Here is a 22,439-nt window from a genome sequence, read left to right as displayed (position 1 = left end):
TGAGAAAAATTTTTCTCAGTCTTTTTTTTCTTGGGCCAATTGCTTGCTAAAAGACAACTTTTTTTTTATAGTATTAATATGAAGATTTTGGAGGCGCTTGCAATGAAGAGAGAACTCACGTTGAAGTTATTTGGACCCCCTAAGGTTGTTTTCCAACAGAAAGACATCCGTTTTTCCTTCTCGAAGATGGAGGCTTTATTTTATTACTTAGCTGTATCGGGTGAGGTTAACCGTGATGAAATTGCGGGTATTCTCTGGGGGGATAAGGAAAACCAAGTCGCTCGGAAAAATCTACGGAATACTGTTTACCAAGCCAATAAAATCTTTGAAGGAGATGTCATTGTTTCTCCAAGTAGGAGTAGCCTGGCCCTTAATCCTGAGTTGAATCTTTCTTTGGACGTCCAGCTTTTTGAAAGGGATCCAATAAGCAATTTACATCTTTATCAGGGAGATTTTCTAGAAGGCTTCTACGTCAAGGATGATGAGGACTTTGACCAGTGGGCTTCCCGTAAACGGAGCGCTTATAAGCAACTCTATATTGAAAGCTGTTATCAAAAGATTGACAAAGAGGGGCTGGGGGATCCTGGTATAGAGTCCTTACTCCACCATTTAGTAGAGCTGGATGAATTTGAAGAAAAGAACTACCAACTCTTGATGGAGTATTATAGAGTCCATCACCAGCTGGGGAAATTTTTTGAGACCTATTACAAGCTGGTGGATTTATTGGATCGTGAGCTGAATGTTCGTCCCAGTCGAGTGATAGAAGAACTGTATCATTCTGTTTTGGAAGCTAAACGCACCCATAAACAGAGCAATCGTGTGAATGTCCGAGAACTCCCTTTCTTTGGTCGCAAACAAGAACTGTCCCAACTGGAAGAATACCTATCCTTAGTAGAGAAGGGGGAAGCGGTTGGCCCTCTCTTGGTCATGGGGCAATCTGGAACAGGCAAAAAACGTTTATTGCGTCAATTGGTCTTGCTGTCCAATCGCAGTTTTAGCTTTGTTAAGGTGGAAGGCAAAGTCGGCAGTCGCAAAGAAGAAGGAGGAATCTGGGGTGACCTCAAAGCTTCCCTAGAGAAAGTGAGTGAAGAGCTAGAAGTCTCTCCTCTAGGAAAAGCGGACGATCTCCCTGCTGTCCGGAAGCACCTTCAAAGACTCAGCCAAGAAAAACCTCTCCTGATTCTGCTTGAAAATGCTCAGTGGATGGATGCGGCCTCATTCAATAAAGTAAAGCAATTGGAGGAGAAAAGTAGCGGGGAAAGATGGCAACTGATTGTTACAGCAGAAGGGCCCTTGCCGGAATTCTTGGTCACCTTCTTTGGGAGTTTAAAAGTCGAGAGACGGTTGTCCCAGCTCGAGTTGACCAATTTTGATCCGACGGAAAGTCGATTACTCTTGCAAGGGCAACTGGGGCAGATAGAACCAGCCCTGATCGAGCAAATGATGGAGTGGAGTGAAGGAAGTCCCTTCTTGCTGTCCAGCTATATAGAAGAGTGGAAAGAGAAGGAAAGTTTAGAGCCCTTACCTGATATCATTCAAGCCTATCTGTCTCAAGAGCTGGGTGACTTGAGCAGTGAAGAGGAGTCCCTTCTTCATTATTTGTCTTGTTTTCATAAGCCGATCTCCATGTCTATCTTGGCCGATTTGACAGCTACAGATCTTTCTGTTTTAACTGCATTATTAGATCCTTTAGCTCAAAGAGGAATCATCTCAATAGTGGAGGAAGGGGAGGATCTCTTAATCCAATTTTGCAAGCAATTGGTAGCTATGTACTTCTACCAACTCCTGTCACCAGCTAGACGGCGTCTCTTCCACCAACAAATCGCGCAAAAACTGGAAGAAACCTTAGAAGATTCGACAGACCTGCTTTTCTATAAGGAAATAGCTTACCAATATAAGCAGTCCCAAAATCTCTTGCATTCCTTGTCTTTTGAGCTGACCTACTTGGAAGAAATCCTCCAGCTAGAACATGAACTATTCCCAATATACTCCAAGGGAGAAGAAGGGGGAGTATCCGATGGGAAAAATAGCCATTTGGACATTTTTGGGGAACTCTCTCGTCTTCGTCGAGAACTGGATCAGCTTTTTTCACGACACCAAAAAGATAGAGACTACAAGTATTTGCAACTGCGCTACTTGTATCTAGAGGGGCGCTACTTCATTCGAAGTGGTGAGTACCAAAAGGGGATTCATGATATTCAAAAGGTCATCTCCTATGCGCGGGAACTCAAACGGCTCGACTTTCTTTTAGAAGGGTACCGGCAAATCATTTATTATTGCATTCAAACAGAAAATATTTCTGAAATGGCCTATTACACAGATTTGGCTTTAGAAGATGCGATTCAGGCCAACAACCATGAAGCGATTGCGATTCAGTTACGCTTGAAGGGGTTGTACCATTTGATGGTAGGGGATGAGGAGCAGGCGACCCGACACCTCTATCGCTCCATTGATTGCTTTAGTCTGACCAATAGCATGCAGGCCAAGTATGCCATTCAAATTGCAGCATCTTTAGCCTACCTGGCTGAAATAGAGCAAGTGAGAGGGCATTTTCAAGTAGCTGTCACCCATTTGGAAGAGGTCCTACGCTTGGTGGGAGATCAATCTGTTGATTCAGTCCGAGTGGTGTTTGAAATTGATCTTGGGATTGCCTACTATTGGAAGAGAGATTTGGTCCAAGCCCGCTTCTATTTTGACAGGGCTCAAAAGGTTTTGTCCGGCGTTCGCTTCCCTTGGAAGGAAGAATTGCTCGAATTTTATCAATCCTTAATCGCCTGTCATTTTGGCGAGCAAGAGAAGGTGGCAACTTATCTGGCTCGTAAAGAAGGAACCATGAAGCAAACGACGAATGCGCGAGACAAGGGGATGGTTTGTTATCTCTTAGCCTTCTTGGCGGCCCAGAAGGAACAAGGAGAGCAACTGGTTCCTGCTTTGAGCTCTTTCTTGAAAGAAGATAAGGGCTACTACAAGAAACTGGCAGAGCAACATCTGACTCCGTATAGAGACCGTCCCTTCCTCAAGAGATTAAAAGTCCTCTAGTATAGCTCATCAAGTGTCACGAAGGAAGAATAAAAAAAGGCTTATCAATACCCAAGGGATGGATGTTGATAAGCCTTTTGTATGTTAGAGAGGTTTTGCATCTTATTTTTGTTGGGACAAGATTTGGGTCAAGTAAAAGATAAAGGTTGCAGCCAGGTTGGAGGTGTGGTTGTCAATATCATGAGGAGGGGAAACTTCCACAATATCAAATCCAATCAGTTTGCCGCTAGCAGCAATGTGTTGGAGCAACATTAGGGCTAGTTTTGGATCCACCCCAAGTGACTGGATGGCACTGACGCCAGGGGCAGAACCAACGGCAAAGCAGTCCATATCGATAGAGAGGTAGGCCGCTGTCTGTTTTTCTAAGAATTGATCAATCCGATCAAGAATGGCCTGGTGGCTCATCCGGAAGAGATCTTGTCCTGTTAAGAAATCAATGCTTGGTGTTTTTGCCACATAGTTGAATAGGAACAGGTTGTTGCTGTGTTCCTGGATGCCCAAAATCAAGTAAGGGAAATCTTTGCTCTCTTCTTTTGCGTGGTCTGCCATTTGGCGAAATCCTGTTCCAGAGTTGGGACCAGTTTGGTCGTAAGGACGCAGGTCAAAGTGAGCATCTAGATTGATGACAGCCAATTGTTCATCTGGTTGCAAGGAGGATTTGAGGCCCAGATAGTGGCCGTAAGCTGTTTCGTGACCTCCCCCAAGGACGATTGGTTGAATATTTAACTCCAACATTCGTTTGACGGTTTGAGAGAGACTCTCTTGCAAATCTTCAAGAGAGCGATTGGGGCCATCGATATTCCCGACATCAAAAACTGTGACATTGGTCCCCCAGTGCCAAGGAAGTTTGGCAAGTTGGGTTCGAATAGCGTTTGGGCTTTCGACAGCACCGACGCGACCGTTATTGATATAGACTCCTTTATCGCTTTTAAAGCCAAGGATTCCAAAGGTGACTTCTTCAAAAGGAGTCAAGCTTTCATCATTCAAATCCAAAAACTTCGTCAGCATTCCCCATTTGGCTGTATAGGGATTGTCTTCAATACTGCCTTGGTAATAACTGTAAGTCATTGGGTAATAATCTCTAAGCACGTTACATGCCTCCGTTTGTTTGTATTTGGCTAGAAAGGCAAAGGCTGAGAAAATTTCTCAGCCTTTTTTTGCTGTATCCTTACTGTATCAGTATTGAATGCTTAAGTCAACTGCTTTTTCGATGGTTGCTAAGAATTCTTCACTTTCAACGACAGCAGATGCCTTATTGAGTTCTTCAAAGATTTCGATGTCCTTGTCAAATTCAATGAAGGCCACCTTGCTGCGAATCATGTCATAGGCTGGTTTTGTACCTTTACCAAGTTCATGATTTTCTGGTTTGAGATCCAAGGCTTGGCAAGCTGCCATGATTTCAGTAGCAACGATGCGGCGTGAATTCTTAAGAATCTCAGCCGCTTTACGAGCTGCTGTAGTTCCCATGCTGACGAAGTCCTCTTGGTTTTCACAAGATGGGATAGAGTCTACGCTAGCTGGGTGAGACAAGATTTTGTTTTCAGATGCAAGAGATGCACAAGCATACTGCGTAATCATGAAGCCTGAGTTAAGGCCAGGGTGTTTGACCAAGAAGGATGGCAATTTGCTGAGTTGGCTGTTGACCAATCGTTCTACCCGACGTTCAGATACGTTACCAATCTCAGAAAGGGCAATACCCAAAAAGTCAAATGGTTGAGCCATTGGTTCACCGTGGAAGTTACCTCCTGAAATGACGTGACCTTCCTTGGTGATGATTGGGTTATCCGTCACAGAGTTGATTTCGATTTCAACTTTTGTTTTCACATAAGCAATAGAGTCCTTGCTGGCTCCGTGGATTTGAGGGATACAACGGAGTGTATAAGGATCTTGTACCCGTTGTTGAGTCGCAACAGTGGTATTTTTGCTTCCTTCAAGGAGATTACGGATGTTACGAGCAGTCGCCAATTGTCCACTTTGAGGACGGATGGTATGAAGGTCTTCTTCAAATGGACTGGTAATACCATTGTGAACTTCCATTGAGAGAGCACCTGCAATATCAGAGAGTTTGAGCAATTGAATACCGTCGTAAGTTGCAAGAGCTCCAATACCGGTTAGGACCGTTGTACCATTAATCAAGGCAAGTCCTTCTTTGGCAGCCAATTGGATCTTTTCGATACCAGCTTGGTCGAGAGCTTCTTGACCGCTCAAAAGTTGACCTTTGTAGTAGGCATGTCCAAGTCCCAACATTGGGAGAACCATGTGAGAAAGAGGGGCGAGGTCACCAGATGCTCCAAGAGAACCTTTTTCTGGAATATAAGGAGTCACTCCTTTGTTGAGCAATTCTAACAGTTTTTCAACGGTTGATAGACGAATGCCAGAATAACCTTTTAAGAGTGAGTTAATACGGATTAACATAATAGCACGAACGGCATCTTCAGGAAGTGGATCGCCAAAACCAGATGCGTGAGTACGAATCAAGTTTTCTTGAAGTTGGACAGTATCTTCAGGAGAAATGCTGACATTACAGAGGGAACCAAATCCAGTGGTCACACCATAGACAACACGTTTTTCACGGACGATATCATCGACAATTTTACGAGATGCGATGACAGCTTCTTTTGCTCCTTCGTCTAACTCACATTGGGCACCGTGCCGAGCGACGGCGATGACCTCTTCCAGTGTTAAGCTGTTACCATCTAAATGAATCAATTGAGTCATATAAAACCTCCGATTATGAATTGTTCTGTAGAAGTAGATTTGTTTACTTCGGTTTGAATACCAAACGTGAGCCCATTGTCTATGATTCTTAGAAGGATTGAAAGAAGTCTTAGAGAAAAGAGCTCAGGTTTGATATTCGTGGCTTCTTAGATGGGCTAGGGAGCAAAGGAATGCTTTGCTCCTGCCTAAGTTCCCATCTAATGTGTAAATAGAATTGGTGAGGACTGTTTTATTTTTTAGCTAGTTTGTCACCGTGGAAAACAAAGTAAAGTCCACTAGCGATTACTAGACCGATAGCTCCCCATACAAAGTTCATTAGATTGTCCCCTGCAATCATCAAGATACTGATGACAACAGCCAAAATTGGGATAACTGGACCGAATGGCACTCGGAAGGTAACCTTTTTCTCTGGGTACATTTTTCTGAGTTTGAGCGCTGCCAAAGCAGTCGGAATATATTGGAAGAAACGGAAAACAACACTGAAAGTTGCTAAGGATTCGAAAGATCCAGATAACAAGAGTAAGAATGCAAAGAAACCGGAAATGATAATGGCAATGACAGGAGCATTCTTAGAGTTTGTTTTTCCAAGTTCTGCTGGCAAGAGTTTTTCGTCTGCTAGGGCAGCACCGAAACGAGGAACCATAATGGATTCACCGATGTTGAGACCGGCGATTGAAATGAGAGCACCATAGGAGACAAGAGGGGCACCGATAGGGCCAATCATTTTAACAAATGCGTCTTGTACTGGTGCCTCGGTTCCCATAATGCCTCCACCAAGCATAGCGATTGTTCCAGCGATGATCAACATGTAGAGAACTGAGACGATACTGATGGATCCCAAGATAGCACGAGGAACGTTCTTTTCAGGGTTACGCATTTCCCCTGCAACGATGGACATGGTTTCGAATCCGATAAATCCATAGAAGATGTAAACAGCGGTACTAGAAATAGCACTAAAGAGATTTGATCCACTTTCCAATTGAAGGAAAGGTGTGAAGTTGCCCTTGCTCACACCACCAGGAATAAAGAAGATGGCGAAGAGAGAGAAGAGGACAATTGGGATTAATTTTGCAACAGTAGCTGTCAGAGTGAACATCTTAGATGTTTTCAGACCGGCGATGTTCATAAGACTCAAGAGAACCAACATAACGATACTAATCGCTAGGTTGTGACCTTCGAATGCTGGGAAGGTAATGATGAAGATCTTAGCAAAACCAGCTAGCATAGCAGCCCAAGCGATAACGGTAACGGCCCAACCGAGAATTCCGACATTAAAGCCGACAAAGTCACCGAAAGCTGCTTTGGAGTATTGCATGGCTCCACCGTTTTTATCAAAGTAGCCAGCCGTTTCAGCCAGACAGGCTGATAGTAGCATGACAAGAATAGCTACCCCAAACATGACAGCTAGGGAAGCTGGTCCTAAACCGGCATAAATTTTTTGAGGTAAAAGGAAGATACCAGATCCGATGACGGCATTGATACCGTATAGAGTGGCACCGCTAAAGCTGAATTTCGCTTTTTCTTGTTCCTCAATCGACTGTTTATGTGCTCCGTTCATAATGTCTCTCCTTTAAAACATTATCTTAGCGCAGTCCAGATAGCAATCGGTTGCTTCCCAGACTGAAGGGGTGAAAACGTAATTGTCATCTCTTGAAGAGGAGATGCTTGTTCGATCAACAGGAGCTCGTGAGTTTGGAGGGAGTAAAGTTGTCCCTTTTTCCATTCAAGTGTTAGTGGACAGAGAGCATAGATCAATTGATAGCGACTCTGGCTCGTAACACTTTCTTGTGGGGATATAGCACTCATATGCCCCTGATAGGAAGGTTTATAGATGAGATTAAAGTCTTGACAGGTCCCTTGACTAGATACGGGATCTCCCCCGTCAAAGAAGTAGCTTTGAAAGGGCTTTAAAACCACTTCTTTACCTTGATGGGTGAGTGTAATCGATGAAGTCAGAGGCATCAAGATTCGGTGGTAACCAGTGAGATCGGTAAAGTCACTTTTTTCAACCTCCACCGTTGCAGTAGAGAGGCGAAAATCAAAGGTCCGATCTGGATAACTTCCCTCTTTCGGAGAGAGGAAGAGTTGGGTGGTTTGGCCACCAGACCAAGTAGAAATCTGATAATCTGCGGGCGTGAGATGAAGGATAGTCACCATAGGACGTCCTCTTTCTTAAAAGAGACCAGTAATATTGCCTTGGGCATCGATATCAATCTTTTCACTGGCAGGAACTTTAGGTAGACCAGGCATGGTCATGATCGTACCAGTGAGAGCTACGATAAAGCCAGCCCCTGCAGCTACCTTAAGGTTACTGATTTTGACAGTGAAGTCTTTTGGTGCACCCATCTTCTTCGCATCATCTGAGAAGGAGTATTGTGTCTTGGCCATACAGATTGGAAGATTTGAGAAACCAAGTGCTTCTAATTCTTTGAGTTCGCGTTTGGCCGCTGGTGTTAGGCTAATGCCTTTTCCACCATAGACTTTTGTGACAATCTTGGTCAATTTTGTTTCAATGTTGTCTTCTTCGTCATAGACATAAGAGAAGTGGTTTTCTTCTTGAGCCAGTTGAATGACTTTTTCAGCTAAGTCACGGCCACCAGCTCCACCATTTGCCCAGACATCCGAAATGACAACATCTACATTGCGTTTCTTACAAGATTCATAGACAGCTTCAAGTTCCGCTTCTGTATCCAGCGGGAATTTGTTAATGGCAACGACTACAGGTAGGCCATAGACTTCTTGGATGTTGGCCAAGTGTCTGTCAAGGTTTGGTAGACCATTGATGACAGCTTGGACATTTTCAGTAGCCAAGTCCGCTTTGGCAACTCCACCATGCATTTTGAGAGCACGGATGGTTGCGACGAGGACTACGGCAGAAGGTTTAAGACCTGCTATGCGACACTTGATGTCAATGAATTTTTCAGCACCTAAGTCTGCTCCAAAACCAGCTTCTGTAACAACATAGTCTGCATATTTGAGAGCTAGTTTAGTAGCCAGCACACTGTTACAGCCATGAGCGATATTGGCAAATGGTCCACCGTGGATAATAGCAGGAGTATGTTCCAAGGTTTGTACCAAGTTGGGATGAATGGCATCTTTGAGAACAGCTGCCATAGCCCCTCCGGCTTTGAGGTCTTTAGCTGTCACGGGTTGCCCTTGGTAGTTGTAACCGATAATGATGCGATCAAGGCGTTCTTTGAGGTCAAGGATGTTTTCTGAGAGACAGAGAATAGCCATGATTTCAGAAGCCACTGTGATGTCGAAACCATCTTCACGAGGAACTCCGTTTGTTTTTCCTTGGAGGCCATCGACAATATGACGGAGTTGACGGTCGTTCATGTCGACTACTCGTTTCCAAGTGATGCGACGAGAATCAATGCCTAACTCATTGCCGTGGTGAATATGATTGTCAATCAAGGCTGCAAGCAGGTTGTTGGCAATCCCAATGGCATGGAAGTCACCTGTAAAGTGAAGGTTGATGTCTTCCATAGGAACCACTTGGGCATAACCACCACCGGCAGCACCACCTTTGATTCCAAAGACAGGGCCAAGAGAAGGTTCACGGAGAGCAATGACGGCATTCTCACCGATAGCAGAGAGGGCATCTACTAGACCAACAGAGGTGGTTGTCTTTCCTTCTCCGGCAGGAGTAGGAGAGATAGCTGTCACGAGGATCAGCTTGCCATCTTCCTTATCCTTTAGTTGTTCCAGTTGATTGCTATCGATTTTTGCCTTGTACTTTCCGTAGAGTGAGATATCTTCTTCGGTTAATCCAAGTTCAGCAGCGATTTCCGTGATGGGCTTCATTTGAACAGAATTGGCAATTTCAATATCCGATAAAACCATAGAATCCCTTCTTTCTTTGTAGGTATTGAAGTTATAAAGTTGATTGATCGGTTTAGGATAGGCTTTCTAAAATGCTTTGGTAAATGCCATCTGCAAGCTCAGAACCTGTTTGGAGGAGCTTGAGTCCCTTGCCATGGTATTCTTGAACGAAGTCTTGGTCCTTGATTCCTGAAATGTTGATCAGGACATTGAGCCAAGCACCTTGAAGGCCAGCCTTGAGATTGAGAGCAGCCACTCCTAAGTCGCTCGCTGCATTGGTGTTGGACTTACCAACAGCTTCTTTTGTTGTTTCAAGAGCCTCAACGATGAGCTCCATCATAGAGAATGGAGATACGGTCGCATGTTTCAAGGCTTTTTGCATGGCTTCGCGACGAGCGGCTTTCTCTTCTTCGGTTTCTTTTGGAAGATCAAAGACTGCTGATACGACGTTGAAAGCTTCTGTATCCTTGTCAATAGCTTCTAGTAATTGGTCTTGGAGTTGGGCACTTTTTTCGTGAACCCCTTTGATATGGTCTTCAAATTCAGCGTATTTCTTCTTACCAATGGTCAGTTCGCAGACCATTTTGGTAAGGGAAATCCCATTCGCAGCAGATAGGGCAGCAGCAGAACCACCACCGGGAGCTGGAGCGTCTGAACCAAGAACTTTGGCAAACTCCGTAATACTTAAGTCAACTAGTTTCATAGAACTCCCTTTCTAACCCAACAAGTGATTTTCTAAGACTTGTTTGCTGTAGTCAAAGTCTTCTAATTGCAAGTAGTACTCAGCAGAGTCAATCAAAGCCTTAGCAGGAGCCAGTCCGATGAGTTCTGTTCCGACGATTCGAACTCCGTAGCGTTGTGCTTCGAAACGAACGGTTTCAACGACACGATACAATGGGAATTTTTCCAAGTTGACCATGTTGATAGAAACTTGGGCGATGTTGCGATCTTCTAGCATGACACCGATCGCTTTACAGTATTTGTATCCACCGCTGGATCCACGAATAATTTTCGAAATGTTGTTGGCAATTTCTAGATCATCTGTGTCAAGGTTGACATTGAAGGCAACGAGCGGCATACGGACACCAACAGCCGTAACCCCTGCAGTTGGGTGAATCTTGCGTTCACCATAGTCTGGCTTCCAGTCTTCTTCCAACAATTTTTCTGGCATGCCTTCGAATTGACCTTTACGAACTTTAGCAAGGTTGGTGCGTTCTGGACGAGTTGCGGCATCTTCATAGAGGAAGATTGGAATCCCTAATTCACGATTGATGCGTTCCGCTACTTTATGTGCGATTTCAACACATTCATCCGTTGTGATATCTTTGACCGGAACGAATGGACAAACGTCTGTTGCTCCCATACGAGGGTGTTCGCCTTCGTGTTTGGTCATATCGATGTTTTCAGATGCGTATTTTACCAATTGGAAAGCCACTTCTTGAATGCTTTCTTCATCCCCAACGAGTGTAAAGACGCTACGGTTGTGGCTGGCATCAGACGAGTAGTCTAATAATGTCACACCTGGAATGCTTTTTGCAGTAGCGACTAATCCGTCAATGACAGCCTGATTGCGTCCTTCAGAAAAGTTTGGAATACACTCAACAATTTTTGCCATATGATTACCTCTTTTTATAGGAGAAGTTGGGAAGGAGGGGCATTGTATTCTCCTCCCTTTCTCCATTTTTATTTTTTAGAATTAAAACAATTTTTGAACCGCATCTTTGACCAAATCTTCATCTGCAAGATAAGGAATGGTGATGTGGTCTGTACCTGCATGGAGACGGTTGTATTCGATCGCTGTTTCAATAGCATGATCGTTCCGTGCCCAGTTCCGACGAGCAACCCCTCCCATGGTATCCCATGAAATAGCAGACTTGATAATTTCATCGATCCGTTGACTACCGTCTAGAACGAGACCAAATCCTCCGTTGATGGCTTTACCGATACCAGTACCACCACCATTGTGGAGAGCAACAAGGCTCATACCGCGAGCAGCGTTACCAGCGTAACATTGAACTGCCATATCGCAAGTAACGTTTGATCCATCTTTGATGTTGGATGTTTCACGGAATGGAGCATCTGTACCAGATACGTCGTGGTGGTCACGTCCAATCATGACAGGTCCGATCTTGCCTTGGCGAATGAGTTCGTTAAATTTCAATGCAATGTTGACACGGCCCATACAATCTTGATAGAGGATGCGAGCTTGAGTACCAACTACCAATTGGTTCTTTTCAGCATCGCGAATCCAGTTGTAGTTATCGCGGTCTTGGTAACGACGAGTTGGATCAATCGCTTCCATAGCTGCATGGTCAGTTGCAATCAAGTCTTCATGTTTACCGCTGAGGCAGACCCAACGGAATGGACCGTAACCATAGTCAAAGAGCATAGGTCCCATGATATCTTCTACATAAGATGGCCAAATGAAGCCGTCTTTGTCATCCAAACCATTCTTAGAAATTTCCTTGATGCCTGAGTCGTAAACAGATTTCATGAAGGCATTACCGTAGTCGAAGAAGTAAGTACCTTTAGCCGTTAAGTCTTTGATGACTGCGAAGTGACGAGCCAAGGTTTCATCGACGAGGCGGTGGAAGGTTTCTTTGTCTTCTGCCAACAAACGTGTCCGTTCTTCAAAGCTGATACCAACTGGACAATACCCACCATCGTAAACGTTGTGGCAAGAGGTTTGGTCAGACAAGAGATGAACATGAACTTGGTGTTCATTGACATATTCGAGCAAGTCTACGATATTACCATGGTAGGCAATCGAAGTTGATTCACCAGCTTCCAGCGCTGCTTGGGCCAATTTCACAGCTTCTTCTGCACTGTCTGTCACTTGGCTAATCCAGCCTTGAGAGTGACGGGTTTCGATACGAGAGAGGTCAACTTCTGCAACAATCGCAACAGCTTTTGCAATTTCAGCTGCTTTCCCTTGAGCGCCACTCATACCACCGAGACCAGATGAGATGAAGAGTTTACCAGTTAAGTCACCATCATCAGCAACGCCGAGTTTAAGACGTCCAGCGTTGAGAAGGGTGTTAAAGGTACCATGGACGATTCCTTGAGGACCGATATACATCCATCCACCTGCAGTCATCTGACCGTAGTTGGTAACGCCCATCTCTTCAGCGATTTCCCAATCGTGCATGTTGTCATACTCACCAATCAAAAGACCGTTGGTAATGATAACGCGAGGAGCTTCTGGTTTAGACTTGAAGAGGCCAAGAGGGTGACCAGATTCAACAACTAAGGTTTGGTCTTCTGTCATCACTTCCAAGTATTTCTTGATCAAGTTGTACTGCATCCAGTTAGCACAGACAGAACCTGTTTCTCCGTAAGTGACCAATTCATATGGATAAAGGGCAATTTCAAAGCTCAAGTTGTTATCGATCATGACCTGCATGGCCTTAGCAGCAGTGCATTTTCCTTTGTACTCATCAATTGGTTTTCCATAGATCCGATCTTTTGGACGGAAGCGGTAGCCATAAATCCGCCCGCGAGTTTTTAGTTCTTCTAAAAATTCTGGGATCAACTCTTGGTGGAATTTTTTAGGGATATAACGCAGAGCGTTTTTAAGGGCAATCTCAGTTTGAGCTTGCGTTAAGCGGAAGCCTCTATCAGGTGCACGACGGATGCCCTCTTGAAAAGTTGCCTTTTCAGGTAGGACATCAAAGTCAAGTTTGACAGACATAGCAGCTGCAATTTCTTTATCGTCTATAAATGACATAGTAGGAACCTCCTTATGTATAAACTATGAATTTATATTTTCTTTATTGTATCCAAGAAACGTCAATAAAGAGTCAAAAATAAATTTAATTTTTAATAAAGCAAAAAAAAATGAGGGGAAAACTTTTTGACTTTTTTTTGACGCTTTTTCTTTAGAATTGTAAAATGAATAATAATGGAAATAGAAAGGAATGTTTTCATATGTCTGCTGATGTACTATTAACCCACTTTAACCAGTTGTTTTGTCCAAATGATCTAGGCCATCCTCTTTATGGCAAGGAGATGGCAGATGCCCAAATTCTTTCGGATGCATATATTGCCATTAAAGATGGAAAGATTCTTGCAGTTGGAACAGGTCAACCAGATCCAGAATTGATTGACGACCATACGGAAGTGAAGTCTTGTGAAGGAAAAGTTGCGACCCCCGGTCTGATCGATTGCCACACCCACTTGGTCTATGGAGGTAGTCGTGAGCATGAGTTTGCTAAAAAGTTAGCGGGAGTTTCCTATTTAGATATTCTCGCTCAAGGCGGTGGAATTCTGAGCACTGTTCGAGCGACACGAGAAGCTTCATTTGAGAATCTTTATGACAAGTCTAAACGTCTTTTGGATTATATGTTGCGCCATGGGGTGACAACTGTTGAAGCTAAAAGTGGTTATGGGTTGGATTGGGAAACTGAAAAACGGCAATTAGATGTGGTAGCAGCCTTGAATCACGACCATGAAATCGATCTCGTTTCGACCTTTATGGCAGCTCACGCCATCCCGACAGAGTACAAGGGCCGTTCAAAGGAATATTTAGATCTCATCATTGATCAAATGCTTCCGAAGGTGAAAGAAGGCAATCTGGCTGAATTCTGTGACATCTTCTGTGAAAAAGGTGTTTTTACAGCAGATGAATCTCGCTACCTTCTGTCGAAAGCCAAGGAAATGGGCTTCAAATTAAGGATTCATGCGGATGAGATTGAGTCCATCGGTGGCGTGGATGTAGCGGCTGAATTGGAATCCACTAGTGCAGAACACTTGATGGTGATTACCGATGAAGGCATTCAGAAACTAGCAGCCGCTAAAGTCATCGGAAATCTTTTGCCGGCAACAACCTTCAGTCTAATGGAAGATACTTATGCACCGGCTCGTAAGATGTTGGATGCTGGTATGGCTATTACGCTAACGACTGACAGCAACCCAGGCTCTTGTCCGACAGCCAATCTTCAGTTTGCTATGCATCTAGGTTGCTTTATGATGCGTTTGACACCAGTTGAAATTCTCAATGCAGTGACTATTAATGCGGCTTATTCAGTAGATCGTGCCAAAACGATTGGCTCTTTCGATGTTGGAAAACAGGCTGATATCACGATTTACGACGCACCAAATCTAGATTATCTCTTCTATTTCTTTGCGACGAATTTGGTGACAGATGTCTATAAGAATGGTAAGAAAGTAATTTGATTCTCTTTATTTTAAATGAGACCTAAGAAGAAAAATCCCCTCATCAGAATGAATTGATGAGGGGATTTTAGTGCTTAGAAAAGAGTTTCTAAAGGGGGATTGGGACGTTTTAAATCCCAACCTTGACATCTGGAAATCGCTCAGATACCTGTGCAAAGAGAGTGTAGAGTTGCTCTTCTGCGTTCTTCTTATTCCGAATTGCTAAACGGTACTGTTTCTTTGGTTTATCCTTGCGGGTGTAGCACAATTGGAAGATAGAGCGGGCTATGCCGGATTGACGAACGCGAGTTACATGTAAGTATAGTTGTTGCACATCTCGCAAATCGATCGTTTGTGTTCCTCTGAAATAGGTGATCAAATGATTTTTGTATAAGATAACTTTTAAATCTTGATTGTAGTAACTGGCCTCGTCAGCCAAACGGCTAAGATCTCCTTGGAGTTCGGGATAGTTTTGGTGGAGTTCCTGATAGGAAGCAATGGTCCGTTTCCGAACGGAGAAGCTAGCTACAACCATTGTAATGGCAAGTCCAGCTAAAGCAACTGAACCTAGCAAGAGGAATAAGGAGTCTTTGTTATATTCCGTAAGGCTCAAGTAATAGCTAGTCGTCATATTGAGTGATACGATAGAAGTAGGGTCAAGGAGGGAATGAATGTACTCACTGTAGCCAACAATGCGACCGTTACGAGATGTATTTTTGCTATCCTTTGCCAAAGGAGCTAATTGTGTTCCTTTTAGTTGATAAGGATCAGACTGCAGTTCTCCTTTTTGAGCTTTATCGACAATCGCTTTGATAGTAGCATCGTCTTTTTTTGCTTCGATCCCTGCATATTTACCATCATTTTGGTTATCGTATTGGACAATATAGAGTACATGTCTTTTGCCCACAGTTCCGACAGGTTCTGGGGTAATATCATAGATCAGCATCGTTACAGGGTCCCCAGACTTTTCTGCCTTCGCAAAGCTAGTGGCAGGATTTTGGTGACGCATCCATAATGAAAATACTAAACCTGAAAATACTAGGAAGAAAAGGGCAAGTACTAGACCTGAAACAAATCCTTTATTGCGTTTTTCCTTCAACATAACGATCTCCTTTAGTTTGATATTTAAAGTATATCATGAAAAATTTTAGGTGACAAGGAGATTTATAACTAGCTGATTCCCTAAGGAACTTTAGGCAGTTTAGCCCCAAAGATAATTGTAAAAAGATGGGAAAATGGTTTGATTTTAGAAGAAATTTGCAACTTTTTATAAAAAACTATATTTTTTTTTATTTTTTTCTATATACAAATAGATAAATTATTGATAGAATAGAAAAGAATTGAATTAAATTTGGTTCGCGCTCGTTCTGTTTTCATTTAGTGAGACAGAATGTTTATAACCTAAATACTTGCACTGGATTCTAATTCATCAGAATCATAGCTAGAATTTGAGAGGAGACAATATGACTGTTGATTTTAACAGCAAAGCTTACTTGGATAAAGTGGATGCTTGGTGGCGTGCAGCGAACTACATTTCAGCTGCTCAAATGTACTTGAAAGACAACCCACTTTTGAAACGTGAAGTAGTAGAGAATGACTTGAAAGCTCACCCAATCGGACACTGGGGAACTGTTCCAGGACAAAACTTTATCTACGCACACTTGAACCGTGCAATCAACAAGTATGACTTGGATATGTTCTACATTGAAGGACCAGGTCATGGTGGACAAGTTATGGTGTCCAACTCTTACTTAGATGGTTCTTACACAGAATTGAATCCAAATATCCCACAAAATGAAGAAGGTTTCAAACACCTATGTAAAATCTTCTCATTCCCAGGAGGGATTGCATCTCACGCGGCGCCTGAAACTCCAGGATCTATCCACGAAGGTGGAGAACTTGGTTATGCATTGTCACACGCAGCTGGAGCTGTTTTGGATAATCCAGATGTGATTGCTGCAACTGTTATCGGTGATGGTGAAGGGGAAACTGGTCCATTGATGGCTGGATGGTTAGCCAATACCTTCTTGAACCCAGTCAACGATGGTGCTGTTCTTCCAATCTTCTACCTCAACGGTGGGAAGATCCACAACCCAACAATCTTCGAACGTAAAACAGACGAAGAATTGGCCCTCTTCTTTGAAGGTCTTGGTTGGAAACCAATCTTTGCTGACGTAACAGCTATTTCTGACGACCATGCAGCAGCTCATGCTCTGTTTGCAGAAAAATTGGATGAAGCAATTGAAGAAATCAAGAAAGTTCAAGCAGAAGCGCGCAAAGGATCTGCAGAAGAAGCTACTCAACCAGTATATCCTGTCTTGATTGCTCGTATTCCTAAAGGCTGGACTGGACCAAAAGCTTGGGAAGGAACACCAATCGAAGGTGGATTCCGTGCCCACCAAGTTCCAATCCCAGTAGATGCTCACCACATGGAGCATGTAGATGCCCTTCTTTCATGGTTGGAATCATACCGTCCAGCTGAGTTGTTTGACGAAACTGGTAAATTACTTCCTGAGATTGCTGAAATCGCACCAAAAGGTGACCGTCGTATGGCCATGAACCCAATCACTAATGCTGGTGTGATCAAGCCAATGAACACTGCTGATTGGAAGAAACACGCCTTCAAGATTGAAACACCAGGCGCGATCATGGCACAAGATATGATCGAATTTGGTAAGTATGCAGCAGACCTTGTGGATGCAAACCCAGACAACTTCCGTATCTTTGGACCAGATGAAACCAAATCAAACCGTCTTCAAGAAGTCTTCACACGTACAAGCCGTCAATGGTTAGGACGTATGAAACCTGACTATGATGAAGCTTTGAGCCCTGTTGGACGTGTAATTGACTCTCAATTGTCAGAGCACCAAGCAGAAGGAATGCTTGAAGGATATGTCTTGACAGGTCGTCATGGATTCTTCGCTTCTTACGAATCATTCCTTCGTGTTGTAGATTCTATGATCACTCAACACTTCAAATGGTTGCGTAAATCTAAGACACACACGACATGGCGTAAAAACTACCCAGCCTTGAACTTGATTGCAACTTCAACTGTCTTCCAACAAGACCACAATGGATACACTCACCAAGATCCAGGTATCTTGACTCACTTGGCTGAGAAAACTCCAGAATACATCCGTGAATACTTGCCAGCAGATACCAATAGCTTGCTTGCAGTGATGGACCAAGCCTTCAAGGCAGAAGATGTGATCAATTTGGTCGTTACTTCTAAACACCCACGTCCTCAATTCTACTCAGCAGATGAAGCTGAAGAATTGGTACGCGAAGGCTACAAAGTGATTGATTGGGCTTCAACTGTTTCAGCAGATGAAGAACCAGATCTTGTCATTGCAGCTGCAGGTACAGAGCCGAACTTAGAAGCTCTTGCAGCCATCACAATCTTGCACAAGGCATTCCCAGAATTGAAGATCCGTTTTGTCAATGTTGTAGATATCTTGAAATTGCGTCACCCTTCAGTAGATGCGCGTGGACTTTCAGATGAAGAGTTCGACAAGGTCTTCACAACTGATAAACCAGTCATCTTTGCCTTCCACGGTTACGAAGGCATGATCCGTGATATCTTCTTCAACCGTCACAACCACAACTTGCGTGTGCATGGTTACCGTGAAAATGGAGATATCACAACACCATTCGATATGCGTGTCATGTCTGAATTGGATCGCTTCCACTTGGCACAAGATGCAGCCAATGCAGCTCTTGGAGAAGCAGCAAGTGAATTTGCAGCGCAAATGGATGAAACTATTGCCTTCCACAATGCCTACATCCGTGAACACGGTGATGATATCCCAGAAGTACATAACTGGAAATGGGAAAATGTAAATAAATAAGATTATTCCAAAAGAAATCAGAAATTAATCTGATTTCTTTTTTTATAGATAGTATTGTAAAAGATCCAAAAGCTCTTATCCAATTATTATGAATAAGAGCTTTTAATTTTAAGTAGTCAATTTTGTTTCTTCCACCCAAACGCTACGGACAAAGAAGAGGCTGATAAGGGCGAGAATTAGGAAGATCCCTGCGACATAATAGTAGGGTTGGTCCAGAGTTGTCGAACGACCCGATAGATTGACAATGCCTCGGTAGAGGGCCCCCGTAGTTGCCGTAGCAACCGCTGAGTTCCAAAGGTTGAGAGTGATTCGAGAAAGACCTTTAATCACTAACTGGATAGCCACTAGTAGGGCACCACCAATCAAAGGAATCAAGAAGAGGTAGTGCATGAAAGCAGAGGTCTCCCCAAAACTAAAGTGTTCGTAGATGCGACTTCCGACAAAGAAGAAAGCTGAGATCAGAGTGTAGCAGAGGATGGTTTTTTTCAACCGTTGTTTGATAGGATTAGTAACCGATGTAGACAATGTCACTCACCGCCCTTTCTGAGATAGTACCATTTGTTGTTGGTTTGTTCATAACTTGGCCGTTGAAGTAAAGGGTAGAAGAACCACCACCGTCCAGGTTATAGGCTGTTTTAACGCCATAAGATTTCATCACTTCAGCTAATTGGTAGAGAGAAAGACCTTCACTCTCTGAAGTACGTCCATCTGAGACGACAATGATGTAGCGGTTTTCATCGATGATCCCGATGGCTGTTCGTGGGTTAGAAGACATGGATTGACCTACTTCCGAATTAGTATCAACGACAATTTCCCCATCTTCAACCAAGGAAGGTCCGAAGGCAAGGAGATTGACGACCCCATCTTTGACCAATTGCTCAGCTGAGATTTCATCTTCGTAAATAATCTTGAAGGAACCATCCTTATAAATGGCTAGGTCGCCATTGCTAGAGTCTTCACGAACCGTATCGCGATAAACCACTCCGTTTCGGATGACATAGCCGGTACTATTGGCTCCGTAGTAGTCACCATTGACGGCTAGAATAGCATTATTCTCAGCTGCCGTGACAGATGTCTTAGCTGTCACGTTTGTTCCATAGGTATTTTGGGCTAGAGCCGTCTTGAGATAGTCTGAGGAGCTAACCGTAATATCTGCAATGTAAACCTGGGTATTTTCAACTGTTTTTTCTGTCAAGTTTACCTGGATATTGTCATCGGAGTAACTGCTATCTGTAGTTGTCGCAGAAGCCACAGCTTGTTTAGCAGCTTTAGTATCAGTAGTCGTTGCTTTGACGGTTTGGATAGCATCCGATAAGACGAAGGTCTTGAGCATAGAATAGCTGAAGGAGCTTGTTAGCAGGATACCAAAACAAGCAGCGTAAGTATAAGATTTTTTAAAGAATTTCATGAGTAGGTGCAGTCCTTTCCTTGAAAATGATTTTTTTCTGAATCAGCCATGAGACGACGAAAAGCAAGAGTCCGACGATCACCTTGCTGAGGAGCAAATGGAGACCGAAGCTTGTATAGAAAAGTCGAATCAAGAGGGTATCGAGAATAAAGAGTCCAATAGCAAGTCCCAAGTAACCACTTCCGGTTCGGGCCACGCTGTCTTTGTTCTTAAAGACGAGACGTTTATTGGTCGAGTAGTTAAAGATAGAGCTCGTCACACGAGCAATCCCGTTTGCCAGGAGAATCCGAAGACTAATCGGCACCGCCATCATCACGAAAAGGAAAAAGGCATAGACCAGATAGTCAACGATAAAGCTACTTAGAGAGGAGAGAGCGAACTTGAACATGTCCTTGTAAATCATGAGGCCATCTCGAACAGGGCGGAAGTGGGACCCTTCATTGTCATTGATATAGACTGTTTCAATTGGAACTTCTAAGATGGGAAATGTCTTGCTCGCTGCAAGGAGCACATTCATTTCGTACTCATACCGTTGTCCCTCAATTTCTAACATAAAAGGAATCATGTTAGTTGTAAAGGCTCTAAGGCCAGTCTGCGTATCCGTCACAGGGACCCCTGTTTGTTGCTTGAACAAGAAGCGGGTCAACTTATTTCCAAAAGCAGAACGCAAAGGAACCTTGCCTGAAAAGGCGCGTGCCCCTAGAATCAATTGGTTCGGATTTTCTTGCGATTGATTGGCCACACGGAAGATATCCCATACCTTATGTTGGCCATCGGCATCGGCAGTGATGACTGTCCCGTATTGCCCTTGCTCTTGAATGTAGGTGTAGGCTGTTTTGAGAGCTCCTCCTTTACCAAGGTTCACTTCGTGGTGAAGAACGGTAGCTAGCCCGTCTAATTTTTCAAAAATAGCTTGGCACTCCTCAGAACTACCATCGTCCACAACGATAATGGAGAAGTCACATTTTTCTCTCAATTTTTGAACCAGTTTGAGAAGTTTTTGATCGGGTTGATAAGCGGGGATGACTAAATAATTCATAAGCGTTCCTCGTTTCTTGTTTGTGATGAAGGTATTATAACGGCCCTTTCTTAAAGCTAACTGATATCAGTTTTCTTTAAGGAAAGGGAGAGATTCCCTTGCTGTAAAAAATCATAGAGAGCAATAGTAGGAAAAGAAATCTTTTTAAAAAGAATGAAGAGAACGTGTTTTTACTTGCCTTCTATCCTAAAGTCTGGTATAATAGTTTCTTGTGAGCAAACCTCACTTACCCCTTGCGAAGACTTGGGGTCATTAGACCAAAAGGAGGAACATATCAATGGCTAAATACGAAATTCTTTATATTATTCGTCCAAACATTGAAGAAGAAGCTAAAAACGCTTTGGTAGCACGCTTTGACTCTATCTTGACTGACAACGGTGCAACTGTTGTTGAATCAAAAGATTGGGAAAAACGTCGTCTTGCATACGAAATCCAAGATTTCCGTGAAGGACTTTACCACATCGTAAACGTTGAAGCGAACGACGATGTAGCTCTTAACGAGTTCGACCGTCTTTCAAAAATCAACGGTGACATTCTTCGTCACATGATCGTAAAAGTTGACGCGTAAGCCCTAACGAATAAAGAAGGTGACTAATGATTAACAATGTTGTACTTGTAGGTCGTATGACTCGAGATGCTGAACTTCGTTATACCCCTCAAAATCAGGCTGTTGCGACATTCTCACTTGCTGTTAACCGTAATTTTAAAAACCAAAATGGTGAACGAGATGCGGACTTTATCAACTGTGTGATTTGGCGTCAACAAGCTGAAAATTTAGCAAATTGGGCTAAAAAGGGTGCCTTAGTTGGGATTACAGGTCGTATCCAGACTCGTAATTATGAGAATCAGCAAGGTCAACGTGTTTATGTCACTGAAGTCGTAGCGGACAGCTTCCAATTATTGGAAAGCCGCGCGAATCGTGAAGGACAAGCTGGTGGAGGCTATGCTTCAGCTGGAGGATTTGCAGGAAATGCAGCTCCAAGCTTTGGAGGATCTGAACCATCGAACGCAACACCAAACTTTGGACGTGATGACAATCCATTCGGAGCTAATCCAATGGACATCTCGGATGACGATCTACCATTCTAAGAATGGGTTTAACGAATTAAAACTATAAAGGAGAAATAAACATGGCTCAACAACGTCGTGGCGGATTCAAACGCCGTAAAAAAGTTGATTACATCGCAGCAAACAAAATTGAATATGTTGATTACAAAGATACTGAGCTTCTTAGCCGTTTCGTTTCAGAACGTGGGAAAATCCTTCCTCGTCGTGTAACTGGAACTTCAGCGAAGAACCAACGTAAAGTAACAACAGCTATCAAACGCGCTCGCGTAATGGCTTTGATGCCTTTCGTAAACGAAGATTAAAGAAAAGACCCTTACGGGTCTTTTTTTCAGGTCCGGGG

The 22,439-nt window shown here is 43.4% G+C and carries 18 protein-coding genes; 6 read left to right on the top strand and 12 right to left on the bottom strand.

Annotated elements, in window-relative coordinates; translation table 11 throughout:
• Positions 1–102 precede the first annotated feature (102 nt).
• On the top strand, positions 103–3,039 hold the full coding sequence (locus tag DW738_RS06025; protein WP_123160585.1) for an AAA family ATPase: 2,937 nt from the start codon (positions 103–105) through the stop codon (positions 3,037–3,039).
• A gap of 102 nt (positions 3,040–3,141) precedes the next feature.
• Here the strand turns inward: DW738_RS06025 and hutG are convergent, their stop codons facing one another.
• From hutG to DW738_RS05985, 8 genes are all read right to left on the bottom strand, one after another.
• The gene (gene hutG, locus DW738_RS06020; RefSeq protein WP_120701655.1) at positions 3,142–4,128 is read right to left on the bottom strand and encodes a formimidoylglutamase; all 987 of its coding nucleotides are present in this window, start codon (positions 4,126–4,128) and stop codon (positions 3,142–3,144) included.
• Between the two features lie 87 nt (positions 4,129–4,215).
• Complete coding sequence (gene hutH / locus DW738_RS06015; protein WP_023027218.1) at positions 4,216–5,757, bottom strand: histidine ammonia-lyase; 1,542 nt, start codon at positions 5,755–5,757, stop codon at positions 4,216–4,218.
• Positions 5,758–5,986: 229 nt separating this feature from the next.
• Positions 5,987–7,315 carry an amino acid permease gene (locus DW738_RS06010; RefSeq protein WP_023024283.1) on the bottom strand — a complete coding sequence of 443 codons (1,329 nt, stop codon included), beginning with the start codon at positions 7,313–7,315 and terminating at the stop codon, positions 5,987–5,989.
• Positions 7,316–7,335: 20 nt separating this feature from the next.
• Positions 7,336–7,914 carry a HutD family protein gene (locus tag DW738_RS06005; protein WP_023024280.1) on the bottom strand — a complete coding sequence of 193 codons (579 nt, stop codon included), beginning with the start codon at positions 7,912–7,914 and terminating at the stop codon, positions 7,336–7,338.
• Positions 7,915–7,929: 15 nt separating this feature from the next.
• Positions 7,930–9,603, bottom strand: a complete 1,674-nt coding sequence (locus tag DW738_RS06000; protein ID WP_123160584.1) for a formate--tetrahydrofolate ligase — start codon at positions 9,601–9,603, stop codon at positions 7,930–7,932.
• A 52-nt stretch (positions 9,604–9,655) separates the two neighbouring features.
• A complete protein-coding gene (locus DW738_RS05995) occupies positions 9,656–10,285 on the bottom strand; it encodes a cyclodeaminase/cyclohydrolase family protein (RefSeq protein WP_023024278.1) in 630 nt (209 codons plus the stop codon).
• 12 nt (positions 10,286–10,297) lie between these two features.
• Entirely contained in the window at positions 10,298–11,197 is a 900-nt protein-coding gene (gene ftcD / locus DW738_RS05990; protein ID WP_023024277.1) for a glutamate formimidoyltransferase, read from the bottom strand.
• 81 nt (positions 11,198–11,278) lie between these two features.
• A complete protein-coding gene (locus tag DW738_RS05985; protein ID WP_123160583.1) occupies positions 11,279–13,309 on the bottom strand; it encodes a urocanate hydratase in 2,031 nt (676 codons plus the stop codon).
• Between the two features lie 200 nt (positions 13,310–13,509).
• Here DW738_RS05985 and hutI point away from each other — a divergent pair, with 200 nt between their 5' ends.
• Positions 13,510–14,757, top strand: coding sequence for an imidazolonepropionase (hutI, locus tag DW738_RS05980; protein ID WP_023024275.1), 1,248 nt, complete (start codon positions 13,510–13,512; stop codon positions 14,755–14,757).
• Between the two features lie 109 nt (positions 14,758–14,866).
• Here the strand turns inward: hutI and DW738_RS05975 are convergent, their stop codons facing one another.
• Entirely contained in the window at positions 14,867–15,838 is a 972-nt protein-coding gene (locus DW738_RS05975) for a hypothetical protein (protein WP_023024274.1), read from the bottom strand.
• A 361-nt stretch (positions 15,839–16,199) separates the two neighbouring features.
• Between DW738_RS05975 and DW738_RS05970 the strand changes: the two genes are divergently transcribed.
• On the top strand, positions 16,200–18,584 hold the full coding sequence (locus tag DW738_RS05970; RefSeq protein ID WP_023027209.1) for a phosphoketolase family protein: 2,385 nt from the start codon (positions 16,200–16,202) through the stop codon (positions 18,582–18,584).
• A gap of 108 nt (positions 18,585–18,692) precedes the next feature.
• Here the strand turns inward: DW738_RS05970 and DW738_RS05965 are convergent, their stop codons facing one another.
• From DW738_RS05965 to DW738_RS05955, 3 genes are read right to left on the bottom strand one after another with little or no spacing between them, the layout of a single operon-like run.
• Positions 18,693–19,109: a hypothetical protein gene (locus DW738_RS05965; protein WP_081697810.1), complete on the bottom strand. Its 417-nt coding sequence runs from the start codon at positions 19,107–19,109 to the stop codon at positions 18,693–18,695.
• Positions 19,090–19,992, bottom strand: a complete 903-nt coding sequence (locus DW738_RS05960) for a phosphodiester glycosidase family protein (protein ID WP_023024271.1) — start codon at positions 19,990–19,992, stop codon at positions 19,090–19,092. Before DW738_RS05960 ends, DW738_RS05965 begins: the two co-directional genes overlap by 20 nt.
• The gene (locus DW738_RS05955) at positions 19,979–21,031 is read right to left on the bottom strand and encodes a bifunctional glycosyltransferase family 2/GtrA family protein (RefSeq protein WP_023024269.1); all 1,053 of its coding nucleotides are present in this window, start codon (positions 21,029–21,031) and stop codon (positions 19,979–19,981) included. The genes DW738_RS05960 and DW738_RS05955 overlap by 14 nt, the downstream gene beginning before the upstream one ends.
• A 277-nt stretch (positions 21,032–21,308) precedes the next feature.
• Between DW738_RS05955 and rpsF the strand changes: the two genes are divergently transcribed.
• From rpsF to rpsR, 3 genes are read left to right on the top strand one after another with little or no spacing between them, the layout of a single operon-like run.
• A complete protein-coding gene (gene rpsF / locus DW738_RS05950; protein ID WP_023024266.1) occupies positions 21,309–21,599 on the top strand; it encodes a 30S ribosomal protein S6 in 291 nt (96 codons plus the stop codon).
• Between the two features lie 26 nt (positions 21,600–21,625).
• Entirely contained in the window at positions 21,626–22,120 is a 495-nt protein-coding gene (locus tag DW738_RS05945; protein ID WP_006595680.1) for a single-stranded DNA-binding protein, read from the top strand.
• Positions 22,121–22,161: 41 nt separating this feature from the next.
• Positions 22,162–22,401: a 30S ribosomal protein S18 gene (rpsR, locus tag DW738_RS05940; RefSeq protein WP_000068664.1), complete on the top strand. Its 240-nt coding sequence runs from the start codon at positions 22,162–22,164 to the stop codon at positions 22,399–22,401.
• Positions 22,402–22,439: the final 38 nt, after the last annotated feature.

Origin of the sequence: Streptococcus sp. AM28-20, from assembly GCF_003603595.1 — a bacterium.
GTDB classification, from domain to species: Bacteria; Bacillota; Bacilli; order Lactobacillales; family Streptococcaceae; genus Streptococcus; species Streptococcus ilei.
The sequence above is the reverse complement of the archived record's forward strand: the minus strand, read 5'-3'. Positions and strand labels throughout refer to the sequence as shown.

Bases quoted from the DNA above. Each gene is read 5' to 3' on its own strand.
- DW738_RS06025 (WP_123160585.1), top strand. From the start codon at position 103: ATGAAGAGAGAACTCACGTTGAAGTTATTTGGACCCCCTAAGGTTGTT.
- hutH (WP_023027218.1), bottom strand. From the start codon at position 5,757: ATGACTCAATTGATTCATTTAGATGGTAACAGCTTAACACTGGAAGAG.
- DW738_RS06010 (WP_023024283.1), bottom strand. From the start codon at position 7,315: ATGAACGGAGCACATAAACAGTCGATTGAGGAACAAGAAAAAGCGAAA.
- DW738_RS06005 (WP_023024280.1), bottom strand. From the start codon at position 7,914: ATGGTGACTATCCTTCATCTCACGCCCGCAGATTATCAGATTTCTACT.
- DW738_RS06000 (WP_123160584.1), bottom strand. From the start codon at position 9,603: ATGGTTTTATCGGATATTGAAATTGCCAATTCTGTTCAAATGAAGCCC.
- DW738_RS05995 (WP_023024278.1), bottom strand. From the start codon at position 10,285: ATGAAACTAGTTGACTTAAGTATTACGGAGTTTGCCAAAGTTCTTGGT.
- ftcD (WP_023024277.1), bottom strand. From the start codon at position 11,197: ATGGCAAAAATTGTTGAGTGTATTCCAAACTTTTCTGAAGGACGCAAT.
- DW738_RS05985 (WP_123160583.1), bottom strand. From the start codon at position 13,309: ATGTCATTTATAGACGATAAAGAAATTGCAGCTGCTATGTCTGTCAAA.
- hutI (WP_023024275.1), top strand. From the start codon at position 13,510: ATGTCTGCTGATGTACTATTAACCCACTTTAACCAGTTGTTTTGTCCA.
- DW738_RS05975 (WP_023024274.1), bottom strand. From the start codon at position 15,838: ATGTTGAAGGAAAAACGCAATAAAGGATTTGTTTCAGGTCTAGTACTT.
- DW738_RS05970 (WP_023027209.1), top strand. From the start codon at position 16,200: ATGACTGTTGATTTTAACAGCAAAGCTTACTTGGATAAAGTGGATGCT.
- DW738_RS05960 (WP_023024271.1), bottom strand. From the start codon at position 19,992: ATGAAATTCTTTAAAAAATCTTATACTTACGCTGCTTGTTTTGGTATC.
- DW738_RS05955 (WP_023024269.1), bottom strand. From the start codon at position 21,031: ATGAATTATTTAGTCATCCCCGCTTATCAACCCGATCAAAAACTTCTC.
- rpsF (WP_023024266.1), top strand. From the start codon at position 21,309: ATGGCTAAATACGAAATTCTTTATATTATTCGTCCAAACATTGAAGAA.
- DW738_RS05945 (WP_006595680.1), top strand. From the start codon at position 21,626: ATGATTAACAATGTTGTACTTGTAGGTCGTATGACTCGAGATGCTGAA.
- rpsR (WP_000068664.1), top strand. From the start codon at position 22,162: ATGGCTCAACAACGTCGTGGCGGATTCAAACGCCGTAAAAAAGTTGAT.